Genomic DNA, 19,133 nt, shown 5'->3' with positions numbered 1-19,133 from the left:
TCACTCCTCGCAGTCGGTCCAATGATCTTTCGTCGTAGCATTTTAGCCGAGATCGTACAGAACGCGGCAATGGCGGCCTTCGGGCTGCTCGCCGTGGCCTTGACCGTGCTCGTGGTGCGGCTGGTCTCGCAGGCGGCGAGCGGTGATCTTCCTTCGGATTTGTTGGGTACGGTGCTTGGCTTGAGCATGCTCAGCCAGGTGCCCCTGGTGTTGGTGCTGGGAGGGTTCGCGGGCGTTCTGCTCACGGTGCAGCGGCTGGCACGCGATTCGGAGCTGATCGTGTGGCGGGTGGCCGGCGTGTCACGGATAAAATTTTATGATCCTCTGATCGTTTTCGTGATGCCGCTGTCGGCCGTGGTGCTGTGGTTTACGCTGTGGGTATCGCCTTGGGCCGATCGGCAGCGGGCGGAGCTGGAGGCGAGCGCCGCGACGCGCGACGAGACGCAGAACGTCGCTCCGGGGGTGTTTCGTGAGTCGGGTGATGGGCGCAGAGTGTTCTTCGTGATGACGACGGGGGAAGGGCGGAATCAGCTCTTCGCACGTCTGTTGCACGACGGTAAGACTTCGGTGGTGTTGGCCGGCGGTGTCGAGCTCTTTCAGCGCGACGGGGCGCAGTGGATTCGCCTGCACGACGGGCGCCGCTACGACGAAGGAGATACGCCGTTGGCTTTTCGGGTCGAGCAATTCACCTGGCAGGAGTTGCTGCTGCAATCGAAGACTTCCGATGTCCCGAAATTCAAGTTGAAAACGGTATCGCTCGAGCGGCTACTCATGAAACCGGGACGAGAGGAACTCGCCGAGCTCACCCGGCGCCTGGGATTGCCGATGGCGGTGGTCCTGCTCACGCTCATGGCGTTGCCTCTGGGTGAGTCGAGTCCGCGCACGAGCAAGGGGTATACCTTGGTCCTGGCGCTGCTCATCTTCGTGGCCTATACGAACTTCATCAATGTGAGTTATGGCTGGATCGCCCGCGGCAAATTACCATTCACTGCGGGATTGGCCTTGCCCCATGCCTTGGCGCTCGTCACGTGGTTGGCCTTGTTGCTGTGGCGGAGGAAGCGCGGATGAAGGTATTGACGCGCTGGATCGTGTCGGAAGTCTTGCGAGCTACCGCGCTGGTGGCGGCATTGTTCGCTGCGCTGTTTCTTTTCTTCGATTTCGTCGATCAGATCGAAGACATCGGCCGCGGGACCTACGGCTTGAAAGAAGCCTTGCTCTACGTCGTGCTGCGGCTGCCTTCGCGGCTCTACGAGTTGCTGCCGATCGCTTTTCTGGTGGGAACCTTGGCGGCATTGGCGCAAATGGCGCGCCATTCGGAGCTGGCGGTGCTGCGCGCTTCCGGCATGTCGGTGGCAGCGCTATGGGGCAAGTTGGCGCTGGCTGCGACGATCATGGGCCTGGTGATTCTGGCCGTGGGGGAATGGCTGGTTCCCCCCTCGGAGCAGTTTGCCCGGCTTTTTCGTGGCAATGCCTTAGGGTCGAGCGACGTTTCGACCGATTTGCGCTCGGGGCTGTGGATCCGGGACGGGGACGATTTCATCAACGTGCGACGTGTCGCGCGCGATGGGCGATTGCGCTCCTTGGAGATCTTCCGCTTCGGTTCGGATCGGACCTTGACGGCGATCGATCGGGTGGCAGAGGCGAAATTCGACGCGGAGCATGGAGTTTGGCGGCTGAAAGAGGTGCAGCGGCGCCGCTTCGCTGCGGATCGCATCGTGGCCGAATCCATGCCGGAGCTGGAGTGGCAAACCGAGCTCACCCCCAACGTGCTGGCGGTGCTGACGATGGAGCCCTCGCGCATGACGATGTGGGCGCTCTATACCTTCAGCCGCCATTTGTTGCGCAATGGGCAGAATGCGGATCGCTATCTGCAGGCGCTCTTGCGCAAGTCGATCTATCCGCTGACGGCCTTCGTGATGGCTACCCTGGCTTTGCCTTTTGCGCTGGGTCACGCGCGAGGGACGCCGATCGGCTTCAAGGTGTTTCTGGGGACCTTGCTCGGGGTGGCGTTCCATCTGCTCAATTCGCTTTCGAGCAATCTGGGCGTATTGGTGGGATGGTCGCCTTGGCTGGCCGCAGCGCTGCCGGGGATCGCCTTCATGGCGCTCGCACTCCTGATGATGCGTTGGGTGGAGCGGCGCTGAGGAGAGGAAAAAGAAAAGGCCCGCGAGGGCCTTTTCTGAGTGCCGTTTGGCGCAGGAAGAACGCAGAGCTTACTGCTGCGCGGCGCTTTCCTGGGTTTTGCGCACGATCTTTTCCTTGATGCGGGCGGCTTTACCGCTGCGCTCGCGCAGGTAGTAGAGCTTGGCGCGGCGCACGTCGCCACGGCGCACGACTTTGATCGAAGCGACCAAAGGGGAATAGAGCTGGAAAGTGCGCTCCACCCCCTCACCCGAGGAAATCTTGCGTACGATGAAGGAAGAGTTGAGACCGCGGTTGCGACGGGCGATGACCACGCCTTCGAAGGTTTGCAGCCGTTCGCGGTTGCCTTCTTTCACCTTGACTTGTACGGCGACGGTGTCGCCGGCGCGAAAGTCGGGGATGGATTTATCCGCGGTGAGCCGGGCGATCTCTTCGCGTTCGATCTGTTCGATCAGGTTCATCAGGAACTCCTGGTAGCAAAAACGCCCCTTGGCGGGGCTGGTTGCGTGCAGAGCAGCCCGGAAGTCAGGCTGATGCCTCGCGTTTCTCTTCTTGCTCGAGTTCTTCGAGCAGGCGCGATTCTAGCACGGAAAGGGGGCGGGAGGCGAGGAGATCCGGCCGTAGCGCGCGGGTGCGGCGCAGGCGTTCCTTGAGGCGCCAGCGTGCGACCGCTTCGTGGTTGCCCGAGCGCAGCACTTCGGGCACCGCTCGGCCTTCGAAGACTTCGGGGCGGGTGTAGTGGGGGTGATCGAGTAGGCCGCCGACGTAAGAGTCGGCTTCGGCCGACTGCGCGTCGCCCAGCGCTCCGGGCAATTGGCGGATCACCGCGTCGAGCACGACCATGGCGGCGAGCTCGCCGCCGGTGAGGACGAAATCGCCGAGGGAGAGCTCTTCGTCCACTTCGGCTTCGATCACACGCTGATCGATGCCCTCGTAACGGCCGCAGAGCAGAATGAAAGACGGGCGTGCGGCAAGCCGCATCACTTCGGCGTGATCGAGCCGCCTGCCTTGAGGCGAGAGGTAGATGACCGGGCCGGGGGTGCCGACCGCGCGGAGCTGCTCGGCGCGAGCGTGGCGCAGGGCGGCAGTGAGCGGTTCGGGCCGCATGAGCATACCGGGGCCGCCGCCGTAGGGGCGGTCATCGACGCGCCGGTGCGGATCGTGGGTGAAGTCCCGCGGATCGTGCAGCGCCAGTTCATAGAGACCGCGTTCGTGCGCGCGCCGGGTGACGCCGTGCTCGGTCAGCGCAGCGAACATGGCGGGGAAGATCGTGACGACGTCGTAGCGGCGCATCGGCTACCAGTCGGGGTCCCAGTCGACGGTGATGCGGTGCCCGGGCAAGTCGACGTCGAGCACGTAGGCGCGCACGAAGGGGATGAGGTGGGTGCGATCGTGCGCGTCGTCGCGCACGGAGAGGACGTCGTTCGCGCCGGTGGTGATGAGCTCGGCGACGCGGCCCAGCGGCGCGCCGCTCTTCGTATATACCTCGGCACCGATCAAATCGCCCCAGTAGTATTCGTCTTCTTCGGGCTCGGGCAGGGCCTCGCGCGGTGCGCCGATGTACCAACCTTGGTAAGATTCGGCGCTGGTGCGATCGTCGATGCCGGAAAACTTGACGATGATCCCCCGGCCGTGTTGGCGCAGCTCGGCGAGCGTCAAAGTCTGCCAAGATTCCAAGGGAGCATCGGGGGCGGGCGCGACCCACCAATGGGGCATTTCGGCCCAGGAACCGGGGTCGTCGCCGTATGCGTGGAGTTTGAACCAGCCTTTGATGCCGAACGGGGCGACGAGTCGCCCCAGGACGACGATGGCCATGGGGCGAGATTCAGGCGGCGTTCTGGCGCGCTTGCTTGACGAGGCGGCGCACGGTGGGGGAGAGCTGGGCGCCTTGGCTGGTCCAGTACTCGATACGACCGAAGTCGATGGACAATCCTTTTTCGTTGCCGGCGGCGAGCGGGTTATAGAAACCGACGCGCTCGATGAAGCGACCGTCGCGGCGGTTGTGCGAATCGGTGACCACCAGGCTGTAGAAGGGGCGCTTCTTGGCGCCGCCACGGGCGAGACGGATGACGACCATGCGTGTTCCTCGATGTGCGATATGACCGAAAACCGCGGATTATACGGGCTTCAGGAAAAGGAATCAATGCCGTTCCGGCACGAGGCGGCGTAAGCGCTCGGGCACGGCGTATTCGATCACGATGCGGCCGCGTTCGTCGCGCAGCACATGGATGCCGCGCTCGGGGTAGAGGTAGTGGCGCGTGTCGCTTTCTTCTTCTTTCCAACCGTAGGGGGCCGGACCAAAACGCTCGCGGATGACCGCTTCGTCGAGACTCGCTTTGGGCAGAAAAGTGACGAGGGTGAGCGTGAGCCCGGAAAAAGGCGCGAGCTCCGCCTCTTTGAGTTCGACTTTGCGCGCGCCGCCAGCCGTGGGTGCCTTTTTGCTGCGGCGGGAAAATTCACGCTCGAGGAGAGCGGCGTCGCCTTCGAAACGCAGGATCAGTTTGCCCTCGATGTAGCCGGCGGTGAAATCGGGATAATAGGCTTCGAGCACGGGGGTGTTTCCCTCTCGCCCGAGAATGGCCCACTCGCCCTCGTCGCCGAGGTGGCGGCGGGCGTCGGCCACGGTGCTGCCTCCCAGGGTGAGGCCGAAGACGACGGGGCGACCGCGCTCGTCGAGCGTGACGCGCCACGGCAGTGGAGGCTCGGGTGCGGAAGTCCGCATGGCTGGCGGAGGGTGCCATAGGAGGCGCAAGAGTGGAGCGACGATGATGCCCAGCAGCGTCAGCCCCAGAATCCAATAGAGTTGGCGCAAATGGATTTTCTTTCTGGCCATGGGGTTCAGCGTAGCTCCGATTCGATTTCGGCGAAGGTTTGTGGTCGCGGGTCGATGGGAATTTCCATGCCGAGCTGGCGGGCGATCTGGGTCACGGAAAAAATGCCGCGGATGCTGATCCGGCCATCGCGCTGCTGAGCCACGAGCAGGTGGTGACGCCCGCATTCCTGCAAGGTGGCGACGACGTTGCCCACCTTGGCATGGAGGATGTCTTCGAGCAGGACCGCGTCGACTTGCGCAAAGGAGGTCATGATGTGGCGCACCAGAACTTCTTCGCGTTTGAGGTGGTTTTCATGGGCGAAGCGCATGGGTTTTTCGCCGAGGAGGTCATTGGCGGTGAGAATACCCAACAAAGTACCCGACGGATCGAGCACCAGCAGTAAGCGCACGCCGCGGCGGATCATGCGCTCCTCGGCAGCGACGAGCGATTCGTCGGGGTGGGCGGTGACGGGGCGCACCCGCTCGAGATCGGTCATCACTTCGATCGCGGGGGAATCCAGCGTGACCTGACGGGCAGCCTCCTCGTTGGGCTGGTCGATCGTCGTGCCGGGAGTAAGGTGAAAGCGGCGCAGGGGTTTCCATGACGAAAATATGTTCATCTCCTCCGTCCTTTGGGTGTTTCCTCTGCATCATAGACGATGCGATGCCGGAAAGGAAGGGTGCGGCGGACGGTATAATCGGTGTTTTCCGCAAAGGGTCGACGGTCATCCAATGAGCGAAATCGTCTCGTTCGCAGGGGGCGCCGCCTGGTCGGCGCCGCGGTTGCAGCGTCTGGCGCGGCGTCTGGCCGCGGCGATCGGCCGGGAGGCGACGTTGTCGGCGCAACAGTGGTTCTGGGCCGAGTGCGAGGCACCGCTCGACGCGCTTGCCCGCGGGCGTCTCATGGAGCTGCTGGCGGCGCAGCCGGCACCGGCGCAGGCGCCGGCGCAGGCGCCGGCGGACGTGCTGGTGGTGCTGCCGCGCTTCGGCACGATCTCGCCGTGGTCCTCCAAGGCCACCGACATCGTGCGCCAGTGCGGGCTTTCGGCGGTGCGCCGGGTGGAGCGCGGTATCGTCTATCGGCTCGAGGGCTTCGGGCGGCTGTCGCAGGCGCAGCGCGAGGCAGTGGCGGCGCTGCTGCACGATCGCATGACGGAATCGGTCGTCCACGATCCGGCCGAAGGGGTGAGACTCTTTGCGCATTTTCCGCCCAAACCGCTCGAGACGGTGCCGCTCTTGCGGGAAGGACGCGCGGCGCTGGAGGCGGCGAACCGCGCCATGGGCCTGGCGCTCTCCGACGACGAGATCGACTATCTGCTCGACGCCTACCGGCGCATGCGGCGCGATCCGACCGACGTCGAGCTCATGATGTTTGCTCAGGCCAATTCCGAGCATTGCCGGCACAAGATCTTCAACGCGCGCTGGGTCATCGACGGCCAGGAGCAGGAAAAGTCCCTCTTCCAATGGATTCGCGACACGCACGCGGCGCATCCCGAAGGCACCATCGTGGCTTATGCCGACAACGCGGCGGTGTTCGAGGGGCGGGAGTGCGAAGTGCTGCATCCCGACACCGACGGCGTGTGGCGCGCCCATCGTGAGCGCATGCATTTTCTCGGCAAGGTCGAGACGCACAATCATCCCACGGCGATCTCGCCTTTCCCGGGTGCGGCCACGGGTGCGGGCGGCGAGATCCGCGACGAGGGTGCCACCGGCCGCGGCGCCAAGCCCAAGGCGGGGCTTGCCGGCTTCACTGTCTCCAACTTGCATTTGCCCGACTTCGAGCAACCCTGGGAGCGCGCTCATGGGCGACCCGGGCGCATCGCTTCGCCCCTGGAGATCATGATCGAGGGGCCGATCGGGGCGGCGGCGTTCAACAACGAGTTCGGCCGTCCCAACCTGGCGGGGTATTTCCGTACCTTCGAGCTCGAGGTCGACGGCGAGGTGCGCGGCTACCACAAGCCCATCATGATCGCCGGCGGGGTGGGCGCGATCCAGGCGCGGCAGGCGAAGAAAGTCGGCTTCGCGCCGGGTACGCTGCTGATCCAGCTCGGCGGGCCGGGGATGCTGATCGGCCTGGGCGGCGGGGCGGCCTCTTCGGTGAGCGCGGGCACGAACGAGGCGGAGCTCGATTTCGCCTCGGTGCAGCGCGGCAACCCGGAGATGCAGCGCCGCTGTCAGGAGGTGATCGATCGTTGCTGGCAGCTTGGCATCGACAATCCCATTCTCTCCATCCACGACGTGGGGGCCGGGGGGCTGTCGAACGCCTTGCCCGAGCTCGTCGATGGGGCCGGGCTGGGGGCGCACATCGAACTGCGCGAAATCCCGATCGAGGAGCCGGGCATGAGCCCGCGCGAGATCTGGTGCAACGAGGCGCAGGAGCGCTATGTGTTGGCCGTGGCGCCGCAGCAGCTCGAGCGCTTCGCCGCCATCTGCGCGCGCGAGCGCTGCCCCTTCGCGGTGGTGGGCGAGGCGAGCGAGGACGGCATGCTCGTCGTGCACGATCGGCTCTTCGGCAACGATCCGGTGCGCATGGAAATGGAGACGCTGCTGGGCAAGCCGCCGAAGATGGTGCGCCATGTCTCGCGCCGGGCGATCCACCTTCCACCCTTCGATCTCACCCCGATCGCGCTCGACGAGGCGATCGAACGGGTGCTGGCGCTGCCGGCGGTGGCGAGCAAGAAGTTCCTCGTCACGATCGGGGATCGCACCGTCGGCGGCTTGACGGCGCGCGACCAGCTGGTGGGGCGCTGGCAGGTGCCGGTGGCCGACGTGGCGGTCACCTCGGCCGATTTCACGGGATACGCGGGCGAGGCCTTTGCCATGGGCGAGCGCACGCCGCTTGCCTGCGTCGATCCGGCCGCCTCGGGGCGCATGGCGGTGGGCGAGGCGATCACCAACCTCGCCGCGGCCGACGTGGCCGAACTCACGCGGGTGAAACTCTCGGCCAACTGGATGGCGGCGGCGGGGCATCGTGGCGAGGATGCGCGGCTCTACGAGACGGTCGCGGCCGTGAGCCGCTTCTGCCAGGCGGTGGGGCTTGCGATTCCCGTGGGCAAGGATTCGCTCTCCATGAAGACGGCTTGGCGCGAGGCCGACGGCAGCGAGCGCGAGGTGGTCTCGCCCGTGTCGCTCATCGTCACGGCCTTCGCCCCGGTTGAGGACGTGCGCCGCACGCTCACGCCGGAGCTCGTGCGCGATGGCGCGCGCGAGACGGAACTGGTGCTGATCGACCTGGGCGAGGGGAAAAACCGCCTGGGAGGCTCGGCGCTCGCCCAGGTGTATGCCTCGGTGGGCGAGCAGGCGCCGGACGTGCGCCCCGAGGCGTTGGCGGGGTTCTGGCGCGCGCTGCGGGCACTGCGCTCGCGCGGCCTGGTGCTCGCTTACCACGACCGCTCCGACGGCGGCTTGCTCGCCTGCGCCGCCGAGATGATGTTCGCCTCGGGCTGCGGCCTTTCGCTGCAGCTCGACACGGTGGCGATCGGCGGCGCTTGCCTGGACGTGGATTCGACCAAGCGATCCGACACCGTGCTGGGACGGCGCAACGACGCGGTGCTCTCGGCCCTCTTCGCCGAGGAGTTGGGGGCGCTCATCCAGATCGAGCGCGACCGGCGCGAGGAGGTGCGCGAGATCCTGCGCGAACACGGCGTGGCGCATCACTTCGTCGGCACCTTGAACGACCGCGACGAACTGCGCCTGTGGCATGGCGGGCAACTCCTCTACGCCGCCCCGCGCACGGCGCTGTGGCAGCGCTGGAGCGAAGTGAGCCGGCGCATCGCCCGCTTGCGCGATGACGAAACCTGCGCCGAGGAAGAGTTCGCCGCGCTCGCCGATGCCGAGGATCCCGGTCTTTCCTGCGCGCTTACTTTCGAAGTGGGCAAGGCGCCCATGGTGGCAAGCGGGGTGCGCCCGCGCGTGGCCATCCTGAGGGAGCAGGGGGTCAACAGCCACGCGGAAATGGCCGCGGCGTTTTCCCGGGCAGGGTTCGAGGCCGTGGACGTGCCGATGACCGATCTCATCGCCGGCAGGCGACGGCTCGACGAATTCAAGGGGATCGCCGCCTGCGGCGGGTTTTCCTACGGCGACGTGCTCGGAGCCGGGGCGGGTTGGGCCAAGGCCATCCTCTACCATGAAACGCTGCGGGCGCAGTTCGCGGCCTTCTTCGCCCGCGAAGACAGCTTCGCGCTGGGAGTGTGCAACGGCTGCCAGATGATGGCGCAGCTCGCCCCCATCATCCCCGGGGCGGCGCATTGGCCCCGCTTCGTGCGCAACCGCAGCGAGCAGTTCGAGGCGCGCTTCGTGATGGTGGAGGTGCTCGAGAGCCCTTCCATCTTCTTCGCGGGGATGGCGGGCAGCCGCCTGCCCATCGTCGTGAGCCACGGCGAGGGGCGCACCGAGTTCGTCTCGTCCGAACAGGCTGCCAAGGCGATCGCGACGCTGCGCTACGTCGATCACCGCGGCGCCCCTACTGAGCGCTATCCCTTCAACCCGAACGGCTCCGCAGGCGGCTCGACGGGCTTCACCACGCCCGACGGCCGCTTTACCATTCTCATGCCGCATCCGGAACGCGCTTTCCGCACGGTGCAATGGTCCTGGGCGCCGGCCGGCCTGGGCGAGGAATCGCCGTGGTTCCAGCTCTTTCTCAATGCGCGTCGCTGGGTGGGGTGAAAAAGCCGCGAGCGCGCGCCATCGCAGAGGGGCTGGCACTACCGATCTGCAATCAGTCGCTCGATGGCCGCGCGATAGACCACCATGTCCTCGCGCTTGGCGATGGCCAGCACCAGCACGACCAGAGCATCGTCCTCGACCTGATACACCAGCCGGTAGCCCTGCTTGAGCAGTTTGATCTTGTAGCAGTCGCGTAAATCCCCGTGCAATTCCGCGCCGGGGACGCGCGGCTGCTCCAGACGCTTCTCGAGTAGTTTCTTGAAGGCGGCTTTGAGGCTGCCGTCCAGGGCGTTCCATTCCTCCAGCGCTGCAGGCAGAAACTTCAGGCGATATTTCGTTGCCCCGGACGAAGGATCAGAGCTCGTCAAGATCCACCTCGATGGCGCTGTCCTTCATGGCCAGACGTCGGCGGGCTAAATCGACCAAATCGCGGTCGGCCAACTCTTCGACCAGCGCTTCGAAGAGCTTGGGAGTGATCAGGTAGAAGGCTGGACGGTTGTGGTTGAGTACCGCCACGGGTTTCTCGCCTGCGGCACGCAGCACCCGTGCCGGGTTGCGCTTGAACTCGGATATGCTGATGGAGTAGTTGGCGTAGATTGCATCCATGATGTGTTCCCTTCAAAGTAACGGCTACGAATATAGCGCTAAATATAGTGCTTTTCTCGAGAGATGTGGAGTGTGTCGTTCTAATATCTTGTAAAAACACCCTCTCTTGTAAAATCCCCCTCGATGGTGCTATAGTTCGTCATCTCGTCCGGGCAAACTTGCTAAGTTGCCCGGATTTCCGGTTGGCAAGCAAACGGAAATGGGCTCTTCTGGCCCATTTTTTTTTCTCGGGTGAAACATGGTGGATCTGGAAGCCTTGGTCGAGCAGGTGGTGTCAGGCATGGGGTTCGAGCTCGTCGATTTCGAAGTCTCGCCCCGGGCCCGCATTCTGCGTGTGTTCATCGACATCGAACGGGGCGTCACCGTCGATGACTGCGCCACGGTGAGCGACCAGCTGCAGCGCGTGTTCGAGGTCGAGGACATCGACTACGATCGATTGGAAGTCTCTTCGCCCGGGCTCGACCGGGTGCTGAAGAAACCACGTGATTTCGCCCGTTTCGTCGGCGCTCAGGTCCAGCTCAAGCTGCGCGAACCCTGGCAGGGGCGCAAGAACCTGAAAGCGGAACTGCTGGGCATCGAAGAGGATCGGGTGCGCGTCTCGAGCGACCTGGGAGAACATGAATTCGCGTTGGCGGAGATCGACCGGGCCCGCCTCGTCCCTCAATTCGACGGTTTCGGAGGTAAAAAACAATGAGTCGAGAACTGCTGTTGCTGGTCGATGCGCTGGCCCATGAAAAGAACGTCTCCAAGGACGTCGTCTTCGCTGCCCTTGAAGCGGCGCTCGCCTCCGCCACGAAGAAGCATCTCCATGAAGACGCCGACGTGCGCGTGGAGATCGACCGCTCCACCGGCACCTACCGCGCCTGGCGGCGTTGGCTGGTGCTGCCCGATGCCGAGGTGACCAACGACGAGCGCGAGATGGGGCTCATCGACGCGCGCGAGATCAATCCGGACATCCGCGTGGGCGAGTATTACGAGGAAGAGATTCCGGTGCAGGACCTTGGGCGGATCGGGGCGCAGACGGCCAAGCAGATCGTGCTGCAGAAGATCCGCGACGCCGAGCGCGAGCAGATCCTCGAAGAATTCCTCTCGCGCAACGAAACGCTCGTCTCCGGCACCATCAAGCGCATGGAGCGCGGCAACGCCATCGTCGAGATCGGCCGGCTGGAAGCGCTCCTGCCGCGCGAGCAGATGATTCCGCGCGAGGCGCTGCGCGTCGGCGATCGCATCAAGGCGGTGGTCATCCGGGTCGACCGCAGCGGCCGCGGGCCGCAGCTGATCCTCTCGCGCACCTCGCCCGAGCTGGTCGTCAAGCTCTTCGAGCTGGAAGTCCCCGAGATCGAGGAGGGGCTCATCGAGATCAAGGGCTGCGCCCGCGACCCCGGTTTGCGCTCCAAGATCGCCGTGCATTCGAAGGATCCGCGGCTCGATCCGGTGGGTACCTGCGTGGGGATGCGCGGCTCGCGCGTGATGGCGGTCCGCAACGAGATCGCCCAGGAACAGATCGACATCATCGTCTGGTCGCCCGATCCGGCGCAGTACGTGATCGCGGCGCTGCAGCCGGCCGAGGTGCTCTCCATCGTGGTCGATGAAGAAAAGCATGCCATGGACGTGGTGGTCGACGACGCGAACCTCGCCATCGCCATCGGCCGCGGCGGCCAGAACGTGCGGCTCGCCTCCGAGCTCACCGGTTGGACCATCAACTTGCTGAGCCAGGCCGAGTCGCAGCAGAAACAGGAAGAGGAACGGCAAACCTTGCGCGCCCTCTTCATGGAGAAACTCGATGTCGACGAGGAGCTCGCCGATCTCTTGATCGATGAGGGGTTTACCTCGCTCGAAGAGATCGCCTACGTGCCGCTCTCCGAAATGCTGGCGATCGAAGGGTTGGACGAGGAGACGGTGCAGGCGCTGCGTGAACGCGCCCGTACGGCACTGCTTTCCGAGGCGATCGCCATCGAGGAGGCGCTCGAAAAGGTGGAGCCGGCGCTCCTGGAACTCGAGGGAATGGACAAGGAACTTGCCGTGAAGCTCGCCCGCCAGGGCATCACCCGGCTCGACGATCTGGCGGAACTGGCGACCGACGAGCTCGCCGAATTGACCGGCATCGACCATGAGCGCGCCGCCGATCTGATCACCAAGGCGCGCGCACATTGGTTCGAGTAAGGGGGTAGTAGGATGGAAGCAAAGAACGTCAAGGAATTCGCCGACGAGCTCAGGCTCGACGTGCAACGCCTGCTCGACCAGTTCCAGCAGGCAGGAGTCGTGAAAAAAAGTGCCGAGGATCCCGTCACGGCCAAGGACAAGGCGCAATTGCTCGCCTTTCTCAAGCGTCAGCACGGCGAAGGCGGCAGTGGCAAGATCACGCTCACGCGCAAGGAAACCACCGCCCTGCGCGCGACCGACGCTCAGGGACGGGCGCGCACGGTACAGGTCGAGGTGCGCAAGAAACGGGTGCTCGTCAATCGCGACGAGGTACTCGCCAAAGCGAAGGAAGAGCAGGCCAAGCTCGAGGCGGCGCTGAAGGCGGCGCAAGCAGTGGAGACGGCAGCGCGCCCGACTCCTACCGCCGAAGAGGCGGCTCCTGCCGTACCAACCGAGACCACACCCCAGGCCGGGGCCGCACCGATCTCTGCCGAAGCGCGACACCTTCCCAGTGAAACCACTGCATCCATCGCCGAAGAAAAACCTTCGGTGGAGGAAACTCCCGGAGAAGTTTTCGAGCCGGTCGCGACCGAGGCGCCTGCCGTGGCGGCGCCGGCCGAAGTCGCAGCGCAAGCGCCTGCCGCCGTCGAACCCAAGGCCGCCGAACCTCAGCCGGCCCCGGCGGCGCCCAAGGCGAAACTCACGCGGACTGCCCCCCCGGTGGCCTCCATTCTGTCGCCTGAAGAGCTCGCCCGCCGGGAGGCCGAAGCGAAGCGCCAGGCCGAGTTGCGCGCTCGCCAGGAGGCCGACTTGCGCGCCAAGCGCGAGCGTGAGCTCGCCCGTCAGGCGCGTGCCCAGGCGCAACTGCAGGAAGAGGCGGCGAAAGCCAAAGAGGCCGCCGAGGCGGCCGCAGCGGCTTCTGCTCCGGCAGCAGCCAAACCGGCCACTGAAGAGCGTCCGACCCTGCACAAGGCGAAAGACAAAGAGAAGAAGGTCGAGAAGAAAACCGAGGAGCGCGTACCCGGCAAGCGCGGCGGGCTCAAGGTACGGGCACTCGACGATGGCAGCGCCGGTTGGAAAGGCGGCGGCAAGGCAGGCAAGGCGGGCAAGCGTGCCGCCCGCGGTGCCGAGTCGCATGAATTCCAAGCGCCGACCGAACCGATCGTGCGCGAGGTCCATGTGCCTGAGACCATCACCGTGGCCGAATTGGCGCACAAGATGGCGGTCAAGGCCACCGAGGTCATCAAGACCATGATGAAGATGGGCATCATGGCCACCATCAACCAGGTCATCGACCAGGAAACGGCCATGATCGTGGTCGAAGAGATGGGGCACAAGGCCGTGCCCGCCCGTCTGGACGAACCGGATGCCTTCCTCGAAGAAGTGAGCGCGCAGCACTACGAAGAAAAACCGCGCCCGCCGGTAGTCACCGTCATGGGCCACGTCGACCACGGGAAAACGTCGCTCCTCGACTACATCCGCCGCACCAAGGTGGCTGCAGGCGAGGCGGGCGGCATCACGCAGCACATCGGGGCGTATCACGTGGAAACGCCGCGCGGCACCATCACTTTCCTCGACACGCCGGGCCACGAGGCCTTCACGGCCATGCGGGCGCGTGGAGCGCAAGCCACTGACATCGTGGTGCTGGTGGTGGCCGCCGACGACGGGGTGATGCCGCAGACGCGCGAGGCGATCCACCACGCGCGCGCCGCCGGTGTACCCATCATCGTGGCCGTCAACAAGATCGACAAGCCCGACGCCAACCCGGAACGCGTGCGCCAGGAACTGGTGGCCGAAGGCGTGATCCCCGAAGAATACGGCGGCGACACCATGTTCTACAACGTCTCGGCCAAGATGGGGCAGGGGATCGACGAGCTGCTCGAAGGCATCCTGCTGCAAGCCGAGGTGCTGGAGCTCAAAGCGCCGGCCGAAGGCCCGGCCAAAGGGATCGTGCTCGAAGCGCGTCTCGACAAAGGCCGCGGCCCGGTGGCTTCCGTGCTGGTGCAAAGCGGCATGTTGCACAAGGGCGACGTGGTGCTCGTCGGCTCCACCTGGGGCCGGGTGCGTGCCATGCTCGACGAAACCGGCAAAACGGTCGACTCGGCCGGCCCCTCGATGCCCGTCGAGATCCTGGGCTTGGAAGACGTGCCGCAGGCGGGCGAAGAGTTCGTGGTGCTGCCCGACGAGCGCAAGGCGCGCGAGATCGCCCTCTATCGCCAGGGCAAGTTCCGCGAGGTGAAACTCGCCAAGCAGCAGGCGCTCAAGCTCGAGAATCTCTTCGAACAGATGAGCGAGGGCGAGGTGAAGACGCTGCCCATCATCATCAAGGCCGACGTACAGGGTTCGCTCGAAGCGCTCAAGCAGTCGCTGGAGAAACTCTCCACCGACGAAGTCAAGGTGCAGGTCATCCACGGTGCCGTGGGTGGCATCAGCGAGAGCGACGTCAACCTCGCTCAGGCGTCCAACGCCATCATCATCGGCTTCAACGTGCGCAGCGACGCCAGCGCGCGCAAGCTCGCCGAGAGTTACGGCGTGGACATCCGCTACTACAACATCATCTACGATGCGGTCGATGAGATCAAGGCGGCCTTGAGCGGCATGCTCTCGCCCGAGCGCAAGGAAGAGATCATCGGTCTGGCCGAGGTGCGCCAGGTCTTCCGCGTGCCCAAGGTCGGTACCGTGGCAGGGTGCTACGTGCTCGAAGGCACGATCCGGCGCGGTGCCAAAGTACGCGTGCTGCGCGACCACGTCGTCATCCACGAGGGCGAGCTCGATTCGCTCAAGCGCTTCAAAGAGGACGTGCGCGAGGTCAAGGCCGGCTACGAGTGCGGTCTCTCGGTCAAGGGGTACAACGACATCCAGGTCGGTGACCAGATCGAAGTCTTCGAAGTGCGCGAAGTGGCGCGGGAGCTGGCATGAAGGGGGGCAACCGCACGCGGCTGCCGCGGGTGGCCGAGGGCATCCGCGAGGAGCTCGCCGAGCTGATCTCGCGGCACGTGAAGGATCCCCGTGTGGGTTTCGTCACCATCACCGCCGTCGACGTGAGTCCGGATTTCGCGCATGCCAAGGTGTATGTCTCCACGCTCGCCGATCCGGCCACCATCCCGGAGCTCCTCGAGGGGTTGCAGCATGCGGCGGGATTCCTGCGCCGCGAGCTCGGCCGGCGTCTGCACATCCACACCATTCCCCAGCTCACTTTCGTCTACGACGAATCGATCGAACGCGGTGTGCGTCTGGCGCATCTCATCGACGAAGCGGTCGCCAAGGAACCGGGAAAGGATGGCGAGGGCGAAGACCGTGGCGCTTGACGGCGTTGCGCTACTCGACAAGCCCGAGGGACTCACGGCGAACGCTGCGCTGCAACGGGTGCGCCGTGCCTTGGGGGCGGCGAAAGCGGGCCATACCGGTACGCTCGACCCCATGGCGACCGGACTCATGCTGCTTGCCTTCGGCGAGGCGACCAAGTTCGCCCAGCGCTGGCTGGAAGCCGACAAGGTCTATCTCACGCGCGTGCGTTTCGGGGTAGCCACTTCCACGGGGGACGCCGAAGGAGAGGTGATCGCGCGCGCGCCGGTTTCCTTTGGTGTCGAAGCGGTGCAGGCGGTGCTACCGCGTTTTCTCGGCATCATCGAGCAAGTCCCGCCCATGGTCTCGGCGCTGAAGCACGAAGGCAAGCCGCTCTACCGCTACGCCCGCGAGGGGGTGACGATCGAGCGTGCGCCCCGGTCGGTGACGATCCACGAGCTGCGTCTCGTGGAGTGGGACGAATCCCTCACGGCGGCCACCCTCTACGCCCGCGTCGGCAAGGGAACGTACATCCGCACGCTTGCCGAAGACCTCGGTGCAGCGCTGGGGGTGCCGGCGCACATCGATCGGTTGCGGCGCCTGGTGATCGGCCCCTTTTCGGTCGAGAAAGCGAGAACGCTCGCCGAATGGGAGGAAGCGGGAGCGAAAGGGCGGGAATGGCTGCTGCCGCCCGATGCCTTGGTGGCAGACCTGCCGCGGGTCGAGCTGGATGCGACCCGGACCCTGGCTTTTCTTGCCGGACAGCGCATCGCCCAGGCCGCGCTTGGTGATTTTCTTGCCTGCGGCATGGTGCGCGTCTACGCGGAGCAAGAGGAAAGCAAGCCCATTTTCATCGGGCTGGGGGAATGTGACCCATCGCGGGGCTTGTCCCCGAAGCGGGTCATTGCTAATATAACGCCGCCTTCGTCGCGTGTTCCGGTCATCCCGGCCGAGTGATCCTTTCCGGGTCGCGGCTCGTTTTTTCATTTTTTGCGTTCAGATTCACGAGAGAGAACCACATCCATGGCGCTAGACAACGCAACCAAAGCCCGCATCATCGCGGAATACAAACGCGGCGACAACGACACGGGTTCGCCCGAAGTACAGATCGCATTGCTCACCGCCCGCATCGAAGGGCTGCAGCCGCATTTCAATGATCACAAGAAAGATCACCATTCCCGCCGGGGTCTGTTGAAGATGGTGTCGCAGCGCCGTCGGCTGCTCGACTACCTCAAGCGCACCGAACCCGAGCGTTACCTCGAGCTCATCAAGCGGCTCGGTTTGCGCAAGTAATTCCCTCTTCCGGGCCGATCGCTGTCGTCCGCCCAGGCGAGGGTCGGCCCTCTCACCGAGAAAGGATCGTCCCTTGCCTACCGCCATCAAGAAAACCTTCACTTACGGTCGTCACCAAGTCACCCTCGAGACGGGCGAACTCGCTCGCCAAGCGAGCGGCGCGGTGCTCGCTTCCATGGACGACACCGTGGTGCTCGCCACCGTCGTCGCCGCCAAAGAGGCTAAACCCGGGCAGGAATTCTTCCCGCTCACTGTCGATTACATCGAGAAGTTCTACGCCTCCGGCCGCATTCCCGGCGGTTTCTTCAAGCGCGAAGGCCGCCCCTCCGAGAAAGAGACGCTCACCTCGCGCCTCATCGACCGACCCATCCGCCCGCTTTTCCCCGAAGGGTTCTACAACGAGGTGCAGATCGTCGCCACGGTGCTCTCGCTCAACCCCGAGGTGAACGCCGACATCGTTGCCATGATCGCCGCGAGCGCCGCGCTCGCCGTCTCCGGCGTGCCCTTCCACGGGCCGATCGGCGCTTGCCGCGTGGGCTACCTCGACGGTCAATACGTCTTGAATCCTTCGGCGAGCGAGCTCGAGAAGAGCGCCCTCGACCTGGTGGTGGCCGGCACCGAGAATGCCGTCTTGATGGTCGAATCGGAAGCGCAGGAGCTGCCCGAAGACGTGATGCTCGGCGCCGTGGTCTTCGGTCACGAGCAGATGCAGGCGGCGATCCAGGCGATCAACGAACTCGTCGAAGTCGCGGGCAAACCGGCCTGGGACTGGAAAGCTCCCCAGCCCAACGAGGCGCTGGTGGCGCGCATCCGTGAGCTCGCCTTCGCCGAATTGGAAGAAGCTTTCCGTATCACGGCCAAACAGGCGCGTAACGATCGACTCAAGGCGATTCGCGCCCAGGTGATCGAGAAGGTGCTCGCCGAGTTCGATCCGCTGCCCTCCATCCCCGACATCGAGAACATCCTCTTCACGCTGGAAGCCTCCATCGTGCGCGGACGTATCCTCGCGGGTGAGCCGCGCATCGATGGGCGCGACACGCGCACCGTGCGCCCGATCGACATTCGGGTGGGGGTGCTGCCGCGCACGCACGGTTCGGCGCTCTTCACCCGGGGCGAGACGCAGGCGCTGGTGGTCGCCACGCTCGGCACCGGCCGTGACGAGCAGATCATCGATGCCGTGGCCGGCGAATATCGTGAAAGCTTCATGCTGCACTACAACTTCCCGCCGTTCTCCACCGGCGAGACCGGCCGGGTCGGCTCGCCCAAGCGCCGCGAGATCGGTCACGGCAACCTCGCCAAGCGGGCGCTCTCGGCCGTGCTGCCCAAGCAGGAGGATTTCCCCTACACCATCCGGCTCGTCTCCGAAATCCTCGAGTCGAACGGTTCGAGCTCCATGGCCACCGTCTGCGGCGGCTCGCTCGCGCTGATGGACGCCGGCGTGCCGACCAAAGCGCACGTGGCCGGGGTCGCCATGGGTCTCATCAAGGAAGGCAACCGTTTCGCGGTGCTCACGGACATCCTGGGCGACGAGGATCACCTCGGCGACATGGATTTCAAGGTGGCCGGTACCGAGCGTGGCGTCACGGCGCTGCAGATGGACATCAAGATCCAGGGCATCACCAAGGAAATCATGCAGGTGGCGCTCGCCCAGGCGCGCGAAGGCCGCATGCATATCCTGCAGCTGATGCGCCAGGCGATGGGCGAGGCGCGCGGTGAGGTCTCGGCCTATGCGCCGCGCATGATCCAGCTCAAGATCAACCCCGAGAAGATCCGCGACGTGATCGGCAAGGGGGGTTCCGTGATCCGGGCCCTGCAAGAAGAGACCGGTACCGTCATCGAGATCGCCGACGATGGCAACGTCACCATCTCGTCCTTCAGCGCCGAAGGCGCCGAGGAAGCCAAGCGGCGCATCGAGGAGCTCACGGCCGAAGTGGAGGTGGGCAGGATCTACGAGGGCACGGTCGTCAAGCTGCTCGATTTCGGCGCCATCGTCAACATCATGCCGGGTCGCGACGGGCTGTTGCACATCTCCCAGATCGCCGACGAGCGGGTGGAGAAAGTTTCCGACTACGTGCAGGAAGGGCAGAAGGTGCGCGTGAAGGTGCTCGAGACCGACGATCGCGGGCGCATCAAGCTCAGTCTCAAGGCGGTCAAAGAGGGTGAATGAGGCTTTGACAAGTGGGGCGAT

The 19,133-nt window shown here is 64.9% G+C and carries 18 protein-coding genes; 10 read left to right on the top strand and 8 right to left on the bottom strand.

The window, feature by feature from the left end; translation table 11 throughout:
- The first annotated feature begins 21 nt into the window (after positions 1-21).
- Together lptF and lptG are read left to right on the top strand one after the other, a co-directional pair.
- On the top strand, positions 22-1,068 hold the full coding sequence (lptF, locus tag H607_RS0106485; protein WP_157381274.1) for an LPS export ABC transporter permease LptF: 1,047 nt from the start codon (positions 22-24) through the stop codon (positions 1,066-1,068).
- Positions 1,065-2,144, top strand: a complete 1,080-nt coding sequence (gene lptG, locus H607_RS0106480) for an LPS export ABC transporter permease LptG (RefSeq protein ID WP_028874756.1) — start codon at positions 1,065-1,067, stop codon at positions 2,142-2,144. The genes lptF and lptG overlap by 4 nt, the downstream gene beginning before the upstream one ends.
- Positions 2,145-2,213: 69 nt before the next feature.
- Here lptG and rplS read toward each other — a convergent pair whose 3' ends face one another.
- The 6 genes from rplS to H607_RS0106450 all read right to left on the bottom strand — a co-directional run bounded on the left by rplS (position 2,214) and on the right by H607_RS0106450 (position 5,574).
- Entirely contained in the window at positions 2,214-2,603 is a 390-nt protein-coding gene (gene rplS, locus H607_RS0106475) for a 50S ribosomal protein L19 (protein ID WP_028874755.1), read from the bottom strand.
- Between the two features lie 64 nt (positions 2,604-2,667).
- Positions 2,668-3,435 (bottom strand): tRNA (guanosine(37)-N1)-methyltransferase TrmD, encoded by a 768-nt coding sequence (trmD, locus tag H607_RS0106470; protein WP_028874754.1) that lies wholly within the window; start codon positions 3,433-3,435, stop codon positions 2,668-2,670.
- 3 nt (positions 3,436-3,438) lie between these two features.
- Positions 3,439-3,951 (bottom strand): ribosome maturation factor RimM, encoded by a 513-nt coding sequence (gene rimM / locus H607_RS0106465; protein WP_028874753.1) that lies wholly within the window; start codon positions 3,949-3,951, stop codon positions 3,439-3,441.
- Positions 3,952-3,967: 16 nt separating this feature from the next.
- Complete coding sequence (rpsP, locus tag H607_RS0106460; protein ID WP_028874752.1) at positions 3,968-4,219, bottom strand: 30S ribosomal protein S16; 252 nt, start codon at positions 4,217-4,219, stop codon at positions 3,968-3,970.
- A 63-nt stretch (positions 4,220-4,282) separates the two neighbouring features.
- A complete protein-coding gene (locus tag H607_RS0106455; RefSeq protein ID WP_028874751.1) occupies positions 4,283-4,975 on the bottom strand; it encodes a hypothetical protein in 693 nt (230 codons plus the stop codon).
- Between the two features lie 5 nt (positions 4,976-4,980).
- Complete coding sequence (locus H607_RS0106450; protein ID WP_028874750.1) at positions 4,981-5,574, bottom strand: CBS domain-containing protein; 594 nt, start codon at positions 5,572-5,574, stop codon at positions 4,981-4,983.
- Between the two features lie 112 nt (positions 5,575-5,686).
- Here H607_RS0106450 and purL point away from each other — a divergent pair, with 112 nt between their 5' ends.
- Entirely contained in the window at positions 5,687-9,619 is a 3,933-nt protein-coding gene (purL, locus tag H607_RS0106445; protein ID WP_028874749.1) for a phosphoribosylformylglycinamidine synthase, read from the top strand.
- 38 nt (positions 9,620-9,657) lie between these two features.
- Here purL and H607_RS0106440 read toward each other — a convergent pair whose 3' ends face one another.
- Positions 9,658-9,987 (bottom strand): type II toxin-antitoxin system RelE family toxin, encoded by a 330-nt coding sequence (locus H607_RS0106440; protein WP_028874748.1) that lies wholly within the window; start codon positions 9,985-9,987, stop codon positions 9,658-9,660.
- The gene (locus H607_RS0106435; RefSeq protein WP_028874747.1) at positions 9,974-10,225 is read right to left on the bottom strand and encodes a type II toxin-antitoxin system Phd/YefM family antitoxin; all 252 of its coding nucleotides are present in this window, start codon (positions 10,223-10,225) and stop codon (positions 9,974-9,976) included. Before H607_RS0106435 ends, H607_RS0106440 begins: the two co-directional genes overlap by 14 nt.
- A gap of 238 nt (positions 10,226-10,463) precedes the next feature.
- Between H607_RS0106435 and rimP the strand changes: the two genes are divergently transcribed.
- The 7 genes from rimP to pnp all read left to right on the top strand — a co-directional run bounded on the left by rimP (position 10,464) and on the right by pnp (position 19,112).
- A complete protein-coding gene (gene rimP, locus H607_RS0106430; protein ID WP_037989822.1) occupies positions 10,464-10,919 on the top strand; it encodes a ribosome maturation factor RimP in 456 nt (151 codons plus the stop codon).
- Positions 10,916-12,388, top strand: a complete 1,473-nt coding sequence (gene nusA, locus H607_RS0106425) for a transcription termination factor NusA (protein ID WP_028874745.1) — start codon at positions 10,916-10,918, stop codon at positions 12,386-12,388. Before rimP ends, nusA begins: the two co-directional genes overlap by 4 nt.
- 12 nt (positions 12,389-12,400) lie before the next feature.
- Positions 12,401-15,286, top strand: coding sequence for a translation initiation factor IF-2 (gene infB, locus H607_RS0106420; RefSeq protein WP_028874744.1), 2,886 nt, complete (start codon positions 12,401-12,403; stop codon positions 15,284-15,286).
- Entirely contained in the window at positions 15,283-15,675 is a 393-nt protein-coding gene (gene rbfA, locus H607_RS0106415; protein ID WP_028874743.1) for a 30S ribosome-binding factor RbfA, read from the top strand. The genes infB and rbfA overlap by 4 nt, the downstream gene beginning before the upstream one ends.
- Positions 15,647-16,609, top strand: a complete 963-nt coding sequence (gene truB / locus H607_RS0106410) for a tRNA pseudouridine(55) synthase TruB (protein ID WP_028874742.1) — start codon at positions 15,647-15,649, stop codon at positions 16,607-16,609. Before rbfA ends, truB begins: the two co-directional genes overlap by 29 nt.
- Before the next feature lie 66 nt (positions 16,610-16,675).
- On the top strand, positions 16,676-16,945 hold the full coding sequence (rpsO, locus tag H607_RS0106405) for a 30S ribosomal protein S15 (protein ID WP_028874741.1): 270 nt from the start codon (positions 16,676-16,678) through the stop codon (positions 16,943-16,945).
- Positions 16,946-17,018: 73 nt separating this feature from the next.
- Positions 17,019-19,112, top strand: coding sequence for a polyribonucleotide nucleotidyltransferase (gene pnp, locus H607_RS0106400; protein ID WP_028874740.1), 2,094 nt, complete (start codon positions 17,019-17,021; stop codon positions 19,110-19,112).
- Positions 19,113-19,133 lie beyond the last annotated feature (21 nt).

This window comes from Tepidiphilus margaritifer DSM 15129, from assembly GCF_000425565.1.
GTDB lineage: Bacteria > Pseudomonadota > Gammaproteobacteria > Burkholderiales > Rhodocyclaceae > Tepidiphilus > Tepidiphilus margaritifer.
This window is presented reverse-complemented; position numbering and strand designations above follow the sequence as displayed.